Source organism: Stenotrophomonas sp. 05N37, from assembly GCF_056397365.1.
Window position 1 is genome coordinate 392799 of sequence record NZ_JBFTNG010000001.1, and the last position, 14776, is coordinate 407574.

Sequence of the window (14776 nt, forward strand, 5' to 3'; positions counted from 1 at the left end):
ATGACCACCGCATCCCTGTTCCCGCTTGAAGCCACCGCCGCCGAGGCCCAGGCCGCCATCGCCGAGGAGTTCGCCTTCTTCGGCGACTGGTCCGAGCGCTACCAGTACCTGATCGATCTGGGCCGCAAGCTGCCCACCTTCCCGGACGAGTGGAAGACCGAGCAGCACCGCCTGCTCGGCTGCCAGTCGATGGTCTGGATCGTGCCCGAAGGCAACGCGCAGCAGCTGCGCTTCCACGCCATCAGCGACTCGGCGATCGTCTCCGGGTTGATCTACCTGGCGCTGCGGGTGTACTCGGGCCGCTCGGCCGCCGACATCCTGGCCACCGAACCGACCTACATCCAGGACATCGGCCTGTCGCGCCACCTGTCGCCGACCCGCAGCAATGGCGTGGCCGCCATGCTCGCCTTCATCCGCGAGACGGCGCAGTCGCAGCACGCCGCCTCGTGAGTACCGACGCCCCCGCCGACCGTGCCGATGGCGCGCTGGCCCTGCTGGCCCGCCCCGGCTTCTCGCTGCTGCTGGCCTACCGCATCTGCGCGATGCTGTCCTACCAGATCGTCGCGGTGACGGTGGGCTGGCACATCTACGAGGTCACCCGCAATCCGTTCTCGCTGGGCCTGGTGGGCCTGGCCGAGGTGCTGCCGTTCTTCTGCGTGGCCCCGTTCGCCGGTTACCTGGTGGACCACCTGCCGCGGCGCAGGCTGGGCATGGTCGCCGCCAGCGGGCTGGTGCTCACGGCGGTGGTGCTGACCGCGGTGGCCAAGGGCTGGCTGCCCTTCCACGGGGTATGGCCGATCTATGCGGCGATCGCGATGACCGGCATGGTCCGCGCGTTCCTCTCGCCGATCTACAACGCGCTGTTTGCGCGCGTGCTCGAACGCCCGCAATACGCGCGCGGCGCCGGGCTCGGCGCGGTGATGTTCCAGACCGGCATGGTGGCCGGGCCGGCGTTGGGTGGCGTGCTGGTGGCCTGGGGCGGCACGGGCGTGGCGTACGGCGTGGCCGCGTCGGTGGCGCTGCTGGCCGTGGGCTGCCTGGGCGTGCTGCGCGTGTCCGAGCCGGTGCACACCGGGCCGGCGGCCCCCATCTTCAAGAGCATCGCCGAGGGCGGCCGCTTCGTGCTGGGCAACCGGATCATGGTCGGGGCGATGGCGCTGGACATGTTCTCGGTACTGCTGGGTGGCGTGGTCGCGATGCTGCCGGCGTTCCTGCACGAGATCCTGCACCACGGCCCGGAAGGCCTGGGCGTCCTGCGTGCGGCACCGGCGCTGGGCTCGGTGTGCGTGGGGCTGTGGCTGGCGCGCCGGCCACTGCAGCGCAATGCCGGCCGGGTGCTGCTGTTTGCGGTGGCCGGGTTCGGGCTGTGCGTGATCGGCTTCGGGCTGTCGCACAGTTTCTGGCTGTCGGCGGTGATCCTGCTGTTCTACGGTGCCTTCGACGGGGTCTCGGTGGTGATCCGCTCGACGATCCTGCAGTTGGCCACGCCGGAAGCGATGCGCGGCCGGGTCTCCTCGATCAACGGCATCTTCATCAGCTCCTCCAACGAACTGGGCGCGTTCTACGCCGGCACGATGGCCCGGCTGCTCGGCCTGGTCCCGGCGGTGGTGCTGGGCGGTTGCGCGGTGCTGAGCGTGGCCGGCATCACCGCCTGGAAGAACCCCACCCTGCGCCGCCTAAACCTCGGCGACCTGTAGATCCACGCCATGCGTGGATGCCTTGCCCCATCCACGCGCCAATCGCGACCAACATGCAAAAAAAACCCGGCCGAAGCCGGGTTTTTTCCATGCACTCCACCACGACCAGCGATCAGTCGCCCTGCTGCTTCTGCAGGTGCTCCCAACGCTCCTGGGCGTCGATGGTGCGTTCGGCGGTGAGGCGGGCTTCCAGGCGATCCAGGCCGATTTCCTCGCCCGTATCGACGCAGTAACCGTAGTCACCATCTTCCAGACGCTTCAGCGTGCTGTTGATCTTGCCGATCAGCTTGCGGTAACGGTCGCGGGTCCGCAGTTCCAGCGAGTTTTCGGTCTCGCGGGTGGCGCGTTCGGCTTCATCGCCGATGTCGCGCACTTCTTCCTGCAGGTTCGCGATGGTCTGCTTGGATTCCTCCACCAGATCATTGCGCCAGTGCTGCAGGCGCTGGCGGAAATACTCCAGCTGCAGCGGGCTCATGTACTCCTCTTCCGCGCTCGGCTTGTAGCCGTCAGGCAGGATCGGACGACCGGTGGCTTCGTCAGTCTTGTATTCCACCACCTTCACCTTGGTGCGCGGGGCCGGGGCGGCCGAACGCGCGGCGACGGCAACGGCGACCTTGCCGACCGGACGCGAAACAGGCTTGGGGGCGGACTCGGACTTGGCGGGGGTTTTTGCAGGCGATTTCGAAACGGGCACGGGATTCTTGTTTTGCGGGGCCTTGGAGGCGGGGGCGGCCGTTACCGGCGCCGGCGCGGAGGCCGGAGGGGTAACAGGCGTGGCCGCACTCTTGGCCGGGACAGACTTGGCCGGCGCCGGCGATGCCGGCTTCGGTGCGGACTTCACTACGGGTGCTGCCACCGGCGTTGCGGCCGGCTTGGTTGCCACGGGCTTGCTGGCGGTCTTGGCTGCCTTCACCGGCTTGGCCGGCGGCTGCTTGGCCGCCACCTTCTTCACAGGTGCAGGCTTGGAAGCCGGCTTGGCAGCGGCCGGCTTCACGGATTTCTTTGCCACGGTCGCCGGTGCGGCCTTCTTCACCGGCGCCTTGGCGACCGGCTTGGCGACCGGCTTGGACGGCTTGGCCACCGCTGCCTTCTTGGCCACGGCCTTCTTGGCCACGACCTTCTTGGCCGGTGCAGCTTTCTTTGCCGGCGCCTTGGCGACGACCGGCTTCTTGGCGACGGCTTTCTTCACCGCCTTGGCCGGGGTCTTGGCGACCGGTTTTTTCACGGGTGCCGTCCTGGCCGCCGGTTGTTTGGATGCAGGCTTGCCAGCCGGCTTGGAGGCCGGTTTCTTGGCAACGGACTTGGCCGCCAACTTCTTAGCAACAGGCTTGGCGGTTTTCTTGGCGGCCTTGACGGCCTTCTTTGCAGTTTTTTTAGCAGCCACGAAACGCTCTTCCTTGGATTCCCCGGGGCCCGGGAAAGCGGGCCTTTATAGCCTACCCGACCAGCAGCAGCAACCACACCGCCTACTCCGTTCAGCCCCGGAGTCGCAAGGCGTGCAGCCAATCCACCGCGGGGGCGGACCGTCTTGCGCAGTTCGGTACCTGACCCGGCCAACAGCCGGGGCGGCCCGCCACGCGCGTGGACGCGGAGGGGGCCAACGGCCCATCCTGCGACAAATGCGGCCTTCATGCCAACTGCTCTAAGATTGGCAGGTGATCTCCCGCCTGCTCATCGCCCTGCTGCGCTTCTACAAGCGCTTCATCAGCCCGTTGCTGGGGCCGCGCTGCCGCTTCATGCCCAGCTGTTCTGAATACGCCATGCAAGCCATCGCCACACATGGCCCCGCGCGCGGCAGCTGGCTGGCTGCGCGCCGGCTGGGCCGCTGCCATCCCTTCCACCCCGGTGGCATCGACGAGGTGCCGCCGCGCGCCGCGCATGACGCCCCCTGCCGCTGCACAGGAAAACACTGAAATGTCCTCCACGCTCATCGTCAACGCCCGCCTGGTCAACGAAGGCGCCATCACCCAGGGCGACCTGCGCATCGAGAACGGGCGCATCGCCCAGATCGGCGCCGGCCTGGAGGCCCGTCCGGGCGAAACCGTCGTCGACGCCGCCGGCCGCTGGCTGCTGCCGGGCATGATCGACGACCAGGTCCACTTCCGCGAACCCGGCCTGACCCACAAGGGCGACATCGCCACCGAATCGGCCGCGGCCGTGGCCGGCGGGCTGACCAGCTTCATGGACATGCCCAACACCAACCCGCCCACCTTGAATGCCGAGATCCTGCAGGCCAAGTACGACGCCGCGGCCGGCCGTGCGCGCGCCAACTACGGCTTCTACATGGGCGCCAGCAACGACAACCTGGCCCACATCCAGTCGCTGGATCCCAAGACCGCGCCGGGCATCAAGGTGTTCATGGGCGCTTCGACCGGCAACATGCTGGTCGACGACCCGGACACCCTGGACGCGATCTTCCGCGACGCGCCCACCCCGATCATCACGCATTGCGAAGACACCCCGATGATCGATGCCAAGGCCAGGGAGTACGCCGAGAAGTACGGCGATGCGCTCAGTGCCGAACAGCACCCGGACATCCGCTCGCGCGAGGCCTGCCTGAAGTCCTCCGAGCTGGCCGTGTCGCTGGCGAAAAAGCACGGCACCCGCCTGCACGTGCTGCACATCTCCACGGCCGACGAACTCACGCTGTTCGAGCGCGGCCCGCTGATCCGCGCCGACGGCAGCCGCAAGCAGATCACCGCTGAAACCTGCATCCACTTCCTGCGCTTCGACCGCAGCGATTACGCGCGGCTGGGCAACCTGATCAAGTGCAACCCGGCGATCAAGGAAGCCAGCGACCGCGAAGCGCTCACCCGCGCGGTGGCCGAGGACGTGATCGACGTGCTGGCCACCGACCACGCCCCGCACACCTGGGAAGAGAAGCAGAAGCCCTACCCGCAGGCGCCGTCCGGCCTGCCGCTGGTGCAGTACGCGCTGGTCGCCGCGCTGGAACTGGTCCACGAAGGCAAGCTGGAGATCACCCAGGTGGTGCAGAAGTTCGCCCACGCGCCGGCGCAGCTGTTCGACGTGAGCCAGCGTGGCTACCTGCGCGAAGGCTACTTCGCCGACCTGGTGCTGGTGGAGGACGTGCCGTTCACGGTCAAGCGCGAGGACGTGCTGTCCAAGTGCGGCTGGTCGCCGTTCGAAGGCATGACCTTCCGCTCGCGGATCGCCTCGACCTGGATCAATGGCGAGCTGGCCTGGGACGGCGAGCAGCTGGTCGGCGCGCCGAACGGGCAGCGCCTGAGCTTCGACCGCTGATGCGGGCGACGTTGCTTGGCCTGGGCCTGCTCGCGGCGGGCGCTGCGGGCGTGGCCGCGCTGCTGCCCTCGCCCGCCCTCGCCCAGGCCGACAGCCGGGTGGTGTTTCCGGCCAGCGCCTCGCAGGGCGCAATGGTCATCGGCAAGGTTCCCGCCGACAGCACGGTGCAGTACGCCGGCCGCACGCTGCGGGTGAGCGGCTATGGCAGCGTGGTGTTCGGCATCGGCCGTGACGAGAAGGGTCCGTTGCAGGTGCAGGTGCGGCGCCCGGACGGCGGCAGCGACACCGTGACCATCGCGGTCACCCCGCGCGACTGGCCGACCGAACGGGTCAACGGGGTGCCGCCGAAAACCGTCAACCCGCCCCCGGCGATCGCCGAACGGATCAAGCGCGAACAGGCCCAGGTGACCGCCGCGCGTGCGCGCGACGATGACCGGCCGGATTTCGCGCAGGCCTTCATCTGGCCGGTGCAGGGGCGCATCAGCGGGCGCTTCGGCAATGCCCGCGTGTACAACGGCCAGCCCGGCGCCGGCCACTCCGGCATGGACATCGCGGTGCCCACCGGCACCCCCGTGAAGGCTCCGGCCGCCGGCGTGGTCACCTTCGCCGGCCCGGACCTGTACCTCACCGGCGGCACGCTGCTGCTGGACCACGGTTACGGCATCAGCTCCAATTTCCTGCACCTGTCGCGGATCGACGTGAAGGTGGGTGACCGTGTCGAGCAGGGTCAGGTGATCGCCGCGGTCGGCGCCACCGGCCGTGCCACTGGCCCGCACCTGCACTGGGGCATGAACTGGTTCGATACCCGCATCGATCCGCTGCTGGTGCTTGAACGCGGCAAGTGATGGCGGCATGCCGGCAATGCTGGGCGCGGCCGGTGCAGCGCTGCCGGGAGAGGCCATGCGTCCCCGCGCCGATCGACACGGTCGGCAGTCGTTCGGGAACCGACCCTGGCGGTCCGCGCCGTCAGATGACGAGGCACATGGGGCGCCAGTACCTCACTGTGCCGCGCCGCCGGGGCGCTCAGTGCCTCGCTGTACCGCGGTGTATGGGCGGCCAATGCCGTCCAGTGCCGGCCCCATGCACGGGTCGCGCCGCGATCAGCCCCGACCGGCCCACCACGTGCGCAGCAGCGTCCGCAGCGGCGTGACCTTGGGCTCGCTGCCCTGCGCACGCGCCTGCAGCCGCGTTCTCGCCAGCGACGCGTACATGCGGCGCACGCGCGGGCCGGCGACGCGCGCCGGCCACCGCGCCAGCAAGTGCTGCGCCCAGCGCTGCGCGGCCGTGTCGCTGCCAGCGTCCAGCAGCGCGCGCGGCACGGCGGCGACACCGGCCTCCTGCAGTCGCTGGGCCAGCGTCTGCACCAGCACGGGGGTGGTCACATCGCCGCGCGCCGGCGCCTCGAACATCACCGCCTCCACCGCCGCCACCGCGCCCGCATAGGCCTGCAGCGCGTGCAGCGCCTGGGCCGGTGCCACAGACGCGGCGCGGGCCTCGACCAGGTCCGGCAGCGCCTGCGCCAGTTCCGCCCATGGCGCGCGCACCGGCTCCAGCAAACGCCCCAGCGGATGCCGCGAGCGCTGCCCGGCCCAGCTGCGCAGTTCTTCGCCCCACCAGGCCAGCTTGGCGTCGGCAGGGGTTGGATCGCCGTTGGTATTGAGGATGTCGTCGAACTCCTGCAGCAGCGCAAACCACGCCACGGCCAGGCTGCGCTGGGCCTCGGGAACGAACGGCTCGGCCACCGACCATTCCGGCCAGCGGGTCCGCCACTTGTCCAGGAAACTGTCGAGGGCGCTGGAAGTTGTCACGGGGAAAATCCTTGGAAGAAATTGGCCGAGCCAGGCTCGGCGGCTACCGGGGGTACGCACCGGCCGATCACCGGTGCATGCCTGGGTTGCGCTGCGCATCGGCCAACCGCCGATGCCTGGCGGGCGGTCAGGCGCGCGCCAGCGGCCAGGCGTCGCCGCGCTGCAGCTGCGCGGGGTGCGCGATCATGCTCTCCGCGCCCCACGCCAACGGGTCGTCGGCCTCCAGCCGGTAGCCCCACAGGGCGGCCACTGAGGCCATGCCGGCGGCATTGGCGGCCACGATATCGCGCTCGTCGTCGCCCACATAGATGCAGGTGGCCGGGTCGATCCGCATGCGCTCGGCGGCGACCAGCAACGGCAGCGGGTGCGGCTTGCGCTGGGCCAGCGTATCGCCGCCAATCAGCACCTTGCAGCGCGCTTCCCAGCCCAGCTGGGGCACGATCAGGCGGGCCAGGTATTCGGGCTTGTTGGTGACGATGCCCCACGCGCACCCAGCCGCATCCAGCGCATCGAGCATGCCGGCGACGCCGTCGAACACCACCGCGTGCTGGCCGATCAGGGCCTCGTAGCGGTCCAGGAACTCGGGCACCAGCGCGTCGCGCTCGACCTGCCCCAACGCCGGGAACGCCACCGAGACCATCGCCCGAGAGCCCTTGGAGACCACCGGGCGCAGCGCGTCCAGGCTGATCGGGGCACGCCCGCGCGCGGCCAGCATCGCATTGGCGGTGGCCAGCATGTCCGGCGCGCTGTCCAGCAGCGTGCCATCGAGGTCGAACAACACCGCCTGCGGGAAACCGGACTCAGACACCCGCAGCGTCCGGCTTGACCGCATGGGCCAGGTAGTTGATGTCGGTGCGGCTGCTCAAGCGTGCGCGGTTGCGCCACGGCTCGTAGGCCATGCCGCTGACATCGCGCAGGTTGAAATCGGCCTCGCGCAGCCACTTGCCCAGCTCGGCCGGCTTGATGAAATCCTGGTAGTGGTGCGTGCCCTTGGGCAGCAGCCGCGCCACGTACTCGGCACCGACGATCGCCACGGCGAAGGCGGCCGGGGTGCGGTTGACGGTGGACAGGAACAGCTGCCCGCCGGGCTTGAGCAGGCGGTGGCAGGCGGCGATGATCGCGCCCGGGTCGGGTACGTGCTCGAGCATCTCCATGCAGGTGACCACGTCGAAGCTGCCGGGCTGTTCGGCGGCCAGGTCCTCGGCGGCCTGCAGGCGGTAGTCCACCGTCACCCCCGATTCCAGGCTGTGCAGGCGCGCCACCTTGAGTAGCTCGGGCGCCAGGTCGATCGCGGTGACGTCGGCGCCTTCGCGCGCCAGTGCCTCGCTGAGCAGGCCGCCACCGCAGCCGATGTCGAGCACGCGCGCGCCGCGCAGCGCCACGCGCCTGGCCACGTACTGCAGGCGCACCGGGTTGAGGGCATGCAGCGGCTTCTGCGGGCCGTCACTGTCCCACCAGCGATTGGCGAGCGCGGCGAACTTGTCCAGTTCGGCCTGATCGAAATTGGTGGAAGCGTGTGGGGTAGTCATGGGGGTCCTTGGTGCATCAAGCACGGATGTGGCGGATGCGCTCGCGCCACTGGCGGGCGTTGGCGACGATCGCGGCGGTATCCATGCCGACCAGCTCGCGCTGGACCAGCTTGGGCTGCCCGGCGATCCAGACATCGCTGACCTGGTGACGACCGGCGGCATACACCAGCTGCGACAGCACATGGTGCAGCGGCTGGGTCTCCAGCGCGGACAGGTCCACGCAGACCAGGTCGGCCTGCTTGCCGACCTCGATCGAGCCGATGCGGTCGCCGAAGCCCAGCGCGCGGGCGCCGCCCAGGGTGGCTGCACGCAGCGTGGTGGCCGCATCCAGCGCGGTGGCATCGTTGGCCACGGCCTTGGCCAGGATCGCCGCGGTGCGGTTCTCGCTGAACATGTCCAGGTCGTTGTTGCTGGCGCAGCCGTCGGTGCCGATGGCCAGGTTCACCCCGGCGCGCTGCAGGGCGCAGGCCGGGCAGAAGCCGGAGGCCAGCTTGAGGTTGGATTCGGGGCAATGCACCACGCTGACGCCACGCTCGGCGCACAGGTGGATTTCCGCCTCGGTCAGCTGGGTCATGTGCACCGCGATCAGGCGGTCGTTGACCAGGCCGAGGCGATCCAGCCGCGCCAGCGGGCGCTGGCCGTGCAGCTTGAGCGAGTCGCTGATTTCCTGCGCGGTCTCATGCGTGTGCAGGTGGACCTGCATGTCCAGCTGGTCGGACAGCATGCGCACGCGTTCGAAATTGGCGTCGTTGACCGTGTACGGTGCGTGCGGGGCGAACGAGGTGCCGATAAGTGGGTCGTTGCGCCACTGGTCGTGCAGTTCGCCGGCCTTGGCGAAGTACTCGTCGTCGGTCTTGGCCCAGGCAGTGGGAAAATCGATGATCACCGCACCGACCAGCGCGCGGAAGCCATGCTGCTTGTAGACGGCGGCCTGGACGTCGGAGAAGAAGTAGTTCTCGTTGGCGCAGGTGGTACCGCCGCGCAGCATCTCGGCGATCGCCAGGGTCGTGCCGTCGGCCACGAACTCCGGCCCGATCACCGCCGCTTCCACCGGCCAGATGTGCTGCTGCAGCCACACCATCAAGGGCAGGTCATCGGCGACGCCGCGCAACAGGGTCATCGGGTTGTGGGTGTGCGCGTTGACCAGGCCCGGCATCAGCGCCGCGTCCGGACGCGACACGGTGCGGACCGGGGCGAACCGCGCACGCGCTTCGGCACGCGGCAGGATCGCGATGATCTCGCTGCCTCGCACGGCCACGGCATGGTCTTCCAGCACCACCGCATGCGGTTCGATCGGGACCACGTAACCGGCTTCGATCAGCAGGTCACAGGTTTCGGGGATGCGTGCGGTGTCGGTCATGCGGGCTCACTGTGCTGGGCGGACGCCCCGAAGGCGTGGGCGACCGGGACGCTCTGGAACGGAACGCTCTGGACGTAGAGCCGACCGTTGGTCGGCTGCACGGGTGCCGTCGCCGACCAAGGGGCGGTTCGACCGGGTGGTGCAGCCGACCAACGGTCGGCTCTACGGGGTGGCGTCCCCGACCAAGGGGCGGTTCTACCGGGTGGCGCAGCCGACCAACGGTCGGCTCTACGGGGTGGCATGGCCGACCAACGGTCGGTTCGACCGGGGGGTGCAGCCGACCAACGGTCGGCTCTACCCTCATCCGGCTTCGCCGGATTACTTGCCTGCGCGTGCGGAGTATTCGCCCGAACGCGTGTCGACCTTGATGATTTCATCCTGGTTGACGAACAGCGGCACGCGGACCACGGCGCCGGTTTCCAGGGTGGCCGGCTTGCCGCCGCCGCCGGAGGTGTCGCCACGGACGCCCGGGTCGGTTTCGGTGATTTTCAGTTCGACGAAGTTCGGCGGCTGGACGAAGATCGGCTCGCCGTTCCACAGCGTGACGATGCAGACTTCCTCACCCTTGAGCCACTTCTCCGCGCCGCCCATGCCGGCCTTGGTGGCCTGGACCTGCTCGAAGGTTTCCGGGTCCATGAAGTGCCAGTACTCACCGTCGCTGTACATGAAGTCCATGTTGGTGTCGACGACGTCGGCCTTCTCCACGTCATCGGTGGCCTTCATGGTCATTTCGACCACGCGGCCGGACTTGATGAAGCGGTACTTCATGCGGGTGAAGGCCTGGCCCTTGCCCGGCTTGACGTACTCGGTCTCGGTGATGACCGCCGGTTCATTGTTGACCAGGATCTTCATCCCGTTCTTGACGTCGTTCATGCCAACAGTGGCCATGCTGAAACTCCTGAATGGGCAAACGCCGCGCAGGCGCGGCGAGCCGGATAGAATGGAAAACCCACCGGCACCGGTGGGGTGACTAGTTTTTCTGACCGACATGATAACCGCAGGCCCCCATTCCATGCAGCTTTCCGCCACGCCCCTGCCCACCCCCGTGCGCTGGCAACAGCTGTGGCGCCAGGCGGTCCGCGACCCGCGCGCGCTGCTGGAACAGCTCGGCCTGGACCCGGATGCCCTGCCCCTGTCGGCCGAGGCCGCCAGCCAGTTCGCGTTGCGGGTGCCGCAGGGTTTCATCGCCCGCATGCGCCATGGCGACCGCCACGACCCGCTGCTGCGCCAGGTGCTGCCGGTCAGCGATGAAATGCAGGTGGTGCCCGGCTTCAGCCTGGATGCGGTCGGCGACGGGCTGGCCAGGAAGGCCACCGGGGTGATCCAGAAATACCGCGGCCGCGCCCTGCTGGTGACCACCGGCAGCTGCGCGATCAACTGCCGCTACTGCTTCCGCCGGCACTTCGATTACGGCACCGAGAACGCGGCCCGCGAAGGCTGGCGCGACGCGGTCGAGGCGATCGCCCAGGACCCGGACATCGACGAGGTGATCCTGTCCGGCGGCGATCCGCTGTCGCTGGCGACGCACAAGCTGGTCGAGCTGACCGACGCCCTGCGGCAGATCCCGCACCTGCGCCGCCTGCGCATCCACAGCCGGCTGCCGGTGGTGCTGCCCGAACGCGTGGACGAGGACCTGGTGCAGTGGATGGCCAGCCTGCCGTGGCCACTGGCCTTCGTGATCCACGCCAACCACGCCAACGAGTTCGATGCCGACGTGGACGCGGCGATGGGCCGCCTGCGCGGCGCCGGCGCCACCCTGCTCAACCAGGCGGTGCTGTTGCGCGGGGTCAACGATTCCCTGGAGGCCCTGCAGGCGTTGAGCGAGCGCAGTTTCGCCGCCGGCGTGCTGCCCTACTACCTGTACCAGGTGGACCGGGTCGAAGGCGTGGCCCATTTCGAGGTCAGCGATGACACCGCCAAGGACCTGCACGCGCAGCTGACCGCGCGGCTGTCCGGTTACCTGGTGCCGAAGCTGGTGCGCGAAATTGCCGGGGACAGCAGCAAGCGCCCGGTCTGAGCGCGCCCGGTGGTGATGCAGGGGGCGGCATCCACGCAGGGCGTGGATCTGCGCCCTAGATACCGGATTCGATCATCTGCACCACGTCGGTGGCGCTGATCGGGTGGCTCAGCCAGTAGCCCTGGGCCAGGTCGCAGCCGCGCTGGGCCAGCAGGTCGAACTGCACTTCCTGCTCGATGCCCTCGGCCACCACGGTGATGCCCAGGGCGTGGGCCATGGCGATGATCGCGGTGGTGAGGGCCAGGTCGTCCGGGTCGCGCTGCATGTCGGCCACGAAACTCTTGTCGATCTTGACCCCGTCCACCGGCACCTGGCGCAGGTGGCTCAGGCCCGAGAAGCCGGTCCCGAAGTCATCCAGCCACACCTTCACCCCGGTGCGGTGCAGCTTGTCGAGCAGGGCCGCGGCGAGCATTTCATCGCCGATCACCGCTGTCTCGGTCAGCTCCAGGTGCAGCCGCGAGGCCGGCAGGCCGGTATCGCGCAGGCAGTCGGCGACCAGGCTGGGCAGTTCGCCGCCACGCAACTGGCGCGGGGAGACGTTGACCGACACGAACAGGCCTTCGCCGTCCACGCCATGCGGCCACTGCACCGCCTCCATGCAGGCCGCGCGCAGCACCTTGGGGCCGATCACTTCGATCAGGCCGCTCTGCTCGGCCACTTCAATGAACACCGACGGCGGGATCGTGCCCAGGGTCGGGTGCTGCCAGCGCAGCAGCACCTCCACCCCGACCATGCGCCGGTCGCGGGTGCGGAAGATCGGCTGGTAGACCAGGCGCAGCTCACCGCGCTCCCACGCCCCGCGCAGCTCCTGTTCCATGTGCACGCGGCGCTCGACCGCATGGTCCATGGCCCGGCTGTAGTAGCGGTAGCAGTTCTTGCCGGCCATCTTGGCCTGGTACATCGCGATGTCGCCGTTCTTGAGCAGCGTGGTCGCATCGGCGGCGTCGTCGGGGAACAGGGTCACGCCGATCGAGGTGCCCAGGAACAGCTCCCGGCCCTGCACGAACAGCGGCTTGCCCAGCTCGCGCACCAGGATCTCGGCCAGCTGGCGCGCGCTGGCGGCCACGTCGCCCTCGCCCAGCAGGATCACGAATTCATCGCCGCCGAAGCGGGCCAGCAGGGCGTCGTCGCCGCCGGCCTGGGCCACGGCGGTGCTGATGCGCTGGGCGAACTGCAGCAACGCCTCGTCGCCGGCCTCGTGGCCGAGGGTGTCGTTGACCCGCTTGAAATCGTCCATGTCGGCAAACAGCAACGCCAGACGGTGGTTGGAGGCGCGCGCAGCCATCAGCCGATGGTCCAGCGCCTCGCGGAACGCCAGCCGGTTGGTCAGCCCGGTCAGCGCATCGGTGTAGGCCATGCGCCGCACTTCGCGGTCGTGGCGGGCGATCGACTCGCTCATCCGGCCGAACGCGCGCACCAGTTCGCCCACCTCATCCTGGCGCTTGCTCTGCTGCAGCTGTGGGCGGTAGTCGCCCGCCTCGATCTGGCGCGCGGCCGCGGCCAGCAAGCGGATCGGGGTGACCAGGGTGCGCTGCACGTAGATGATCACGCCCACGCCGATGCCCAGCAGCAGCCCGAGCATCAGCAGCAGCCAGCCCAGGTGGCGCTTGCCGACCTGCTGCAGGCGGTCGCCGAGGGTCTGGTTGGCGCGGTGCTCCATGGCCTGCACGTCATCCAGCGCCATGCCTACCCGGACCCCGCCGATACGCTGGTTGCCGATCATGATCGGCATCGCGTTGTCGAGCACCTTGGGCGACTCCTGGACCACCAGCGCGCGCGCCGCGACCGCCCCGGCGGCCAGCGGATCGCTCATCGGCCGGCCGAAGTCGATCACCTCGGTGGAGCCGTCGTGGACCAGCTTGCCGTCCTCGTCGAAGACCAGCACGTAGCGCACCACCTGCTGCCGCGAGGTATTGCGGACCAGGGCGCCGACCTGTTCCAGGTCGTTGTAATACAGCGGGTTGGCCAGCGCGTCGGACAGCTCGCGCGCCAGGGCTTCGCCGCGACTGCGCACGCTGCGGTCGAACAGATCGTGGATGACGTTGCCGCTGAGGTGCTTGACCTCATCCTGCATGGCCGCCTGGCGACCGAGCACCACCGCCACGATCGCGATCACCACCAGCATCGCGCCGCTCATCGCCAGCACGAAGCGTGCCTGCATTCCCGAACCCAACAGCCTCATTCCACTTCCATCCGCACGCGAGCCAGCCCTAGTTTCAGTTGATCCAACCGGTGCTGCATCTGCGCATCCACCCGATGGAACCCGGACGTACCAAAAAACGTCTGCAACGCATCCTGCGCCTGCGGATCGCCGGCGGCCTCCAGCAACACCTGCTGCAGGCGCTCGCGCACCTTCGCATCGAGATCGGCGCGCACCACTTCCACTGCCCGCGGGAACGGCTCGGTGCGGTGGATCACGCGGAAGTCGCGCAGGTAGCTGGCCGGGATCCGATGGCCGTCGGTCCAGTCCACGCTGCTCACGGCGCCGGCATCGACCACGCCCTTGTGGACCAGCGTGGCGATATTGCCCTCGCTGCGCGCGAACACATAGCCCACGGTGTCGGGGGCGGCCGCATCGCGCGCGGACAACAGGATCTCCGGGGTCAGGCCCTGCTCCAGCAACGTCATCACCGGCACCAGGTAGGCACTGGTGGAGGCCACGTTCTGCAAGGCGAGGGTGTGGCCCTTGAGGTCGGCCAGGGACACGATCGGGCTGCCGCGGCGCACGAAGAACACGGTGTGGTAGTCGCGCACCCCACTGCGCTCGGTCAGCAGCAGCGGTTGGGCGCCACTGCGCATGCCCAGCGCCACGGCGGTGCCGGAGGTCTCGGTGACCCAGTCAACGCGGCCGCGGCGCAGGTAGCTGGCCATCTGCTGGGCGTCGGGCGCCATCAGGATGCGACCTTCGGTAATGCCGACATCGCGCATGCGCGGGACCACGTAATCGAGCAGGGGCTGCAGTTGCGCATAGTGTGACTTGGGGTTGTCGCTGATCCGTCCCAGCACCAGCACGTTGTGGGGACCGGCAGCGGCGGATCCGGTCATCAAGGCGATGGCCAGACACAGCAGACCTCCCTGCAACAGCCATCGCAGACCCGGCACTC

Annotated in this window: 14 protein-coding genes; 6 read left to right on the forward strand and 8 right to left on the reverse strand. The window is 69.0% G+C overall.

The genetic code is table 11. The annotated features are described in order from the left end of the window. Both AC1DGC_RS01820 and AC1DGC_RS01825 read left to right on the forward strand, forming a co-directional pair. A complete protein-coding gene (locus AC1DGC_RS01820; RefSeq protein WP_478047100.1) occupies positions 1-450 on the forward strand; it encodes a SufE family protein in 450 nt (149 codons plus the stop codon). Continuing rightward, on the forward strand, positions 447-1697 hold the full coding sequence (locus tag AC1DGC_RS01825; protein WP_449336151.1) for an MFS transporter: 1251 nt from the start codon (positions 447-449) through the stop codon (positions 1695-1697). The genes AC1DGC_RS01820 and AC1DGC_RS01825 overlap by 4 nt, the downstream gene beginning before the upstream one ends. A 112-nt stretch (positions 1698-1809) precedes the next feature. Here AC1DGC_RS01825 and dksA read toward each other — a convergent pair whose 3' ends face one another. Next, entirely contained in the window at positions 1810-3081 is a 1272-nt protein-coding gene (dksA, locus tag AC1DGC_RS01830) for an RNA polymerase-binding protein DksA (protein WP_478047101.1), read from the reverse strand. Positions 3082-3352: 271 nt separating this feature from the next. Here dksA and yidD point away from each other — a divergent pair, with 271 nt between their 5' ends. Genes yidD through AC1DGC_RS01845 form a run of 3 tightly spaced genes read left to right on the forward strand, consistent with a single transcriptional unit; the run spans position 3353 to position 5803 of the window. Next, positions 3353-3610 (forward strand): membrane protein insertion efficiency factor YidD, encoded by a 258-nt coding sequence (yidD, locus tag AC1DGC_RS01835; RefSeq protein WP_159497283.1) that lies wholly within the window; start codon positions 3353-3355, stop codon positions 3608-3610. Between the two features lies 1 nt (position 3611). Then, the gene (locus tag AC1DGC_RS01840) at positions 3612-4958 is read left to right on the forward strand and encodes a dihydroorotase (RefSeq protein ID WP_259203455.1); all 1347 of its coding nucleotides are present in this window, start codon (positions 3612-3614) and stop codon (positions 4956-4958) included. Further along, complete coding sequence (locus AC1DGC_RS01845) at positions 4958-5803, forward strand: M23 family metallopeptidase (RefSeq protein ID WP_478047102.1); 846 nt, start codon at positions 4958-4960, stop codon at positions 5801-5803. Before AC1DGC_RS01840 ends, AC1DGC_RS01845 begins: the two co-directional genes overlap by 1 nt. 255 nt (positions 5804-6058) lie before the next feature. Here AC1DGC_RS01845 and AC1DGC_RS01850 read toward each other — a convergent pair whose 3' ends face one another. From AC1DGC_RS01850 to efp, 5 genes are all read right to left on the reverse strand, one after another. After that, complete coding sequence (locus AC1DGC_RS01850; protein WP_449336149.1) at positions 6059-6766, reverse strand: squalene/phytoene synthase family protein; 708 nt, start codon at positions 6764-6766, stop codon at positions 6059-6061. A gap of 127 nt (positions 6767-6893) precedes the next feature. Further along, on the reverse strand, positions 6894-7574 hold the full coding sequence (locus tag AC1DGC_RS01855) for a phosphoglycolate phosphatase (protein WP_259203459.1): 681 nt from the start codon (positions 7572-7574) through the stop codon (positions 6894-6896). Further along, entirely contained in the window at positions 7567-8295 is a 729-nt protein-coding gene (ubiG, locus tag AC1DGC_RS01860) for a bifunctional 2-polyprenyl-6-hydroxyphenol methylase/3-demethylubiquinol 3-O-methyltransferase UbiG (protein WP_478047103.1), read from the reverse strand. The genes AC1DGC_RS01855 and ubiG overlap by 8 nt, the downstream gene beginning before the upstream one ends. Before the next feature lie 16 nt (positions 8296-8311). Continuing rightward, on the reverse strand, positions 8312-9655 hold the full coding sequence (locus AC1DGC_RS01865; protein ID WP_259203461.1) for a TRZ/ATZ family hydrolase: 1344 nt from the start codon (positions 9653-9655) through the stop codon (positions 8312-8314). A gap of 318 nt (positions 9656-9973) precedes the next feature. Beyond that, positions 9974-10543, reverse strand: a complete 570-nt coding sequence (gene efp / locus AC1DGC_RS01870) for an elongation factor P (protein ID WP_259203462.1) — start codon at positions 10541-10543, stop codon at positions 9974-9976. 100 nt (positions 10544-10643) lie between these two features. On the opposite strand from efp, the gene epmB reads away from it, so the two are divergent. Next, positions 10644-11672 carry an EF-P beta-lysylation protein EpmB gene (gene epmB / locus AC1DGC_RS01875; RefSeq protein ID WP_259203463.1) on the forward strand — a complete coding sequence of 343 codons (1029 nt, stop codon included), beginning with the start codon at positions 10644-10646 and terminating at the stop codon, positions 11670-11672. 55 nt (positions 11673-11727) lie between these two features. Here epmB and AC1DGC_RS01880 read toward each other — a convergent pair whose 3' ends face one another. Together AC1DGC_RS01880 and AC1DGC_RS01885 are read right to left on the reverse strand one after the other, a co-directional pair. Beyond that, entirely contained in the window at positions 11728-13854 is a 2127-nt protein-coding gene (locus AC1DGC_RS01880; RefSeq protein WP_259203464.1) for a putative bifunctional diguanylate cyclase/phosphodiesterase, read from the reverse strand. Further along, positions 13851-14774, reverse strand: a complete 924-nt coding sequence (locus tag AC1DGC_RS01885) for a phosphate/phosphite/phosphonate ABC transporter substrate-binding protein (RefSeq protein WP_449336158.1) — start codon at positions 14772-14774, stop codon at positions 13851-13853. The genes AC1DGC_RS01880 and AC1DGC_RS01885 overlap by 4 nt, the downstream gene beginning before the upstream one ends. Positions 14775-14776: the final 2 nt, after the last annotated feature.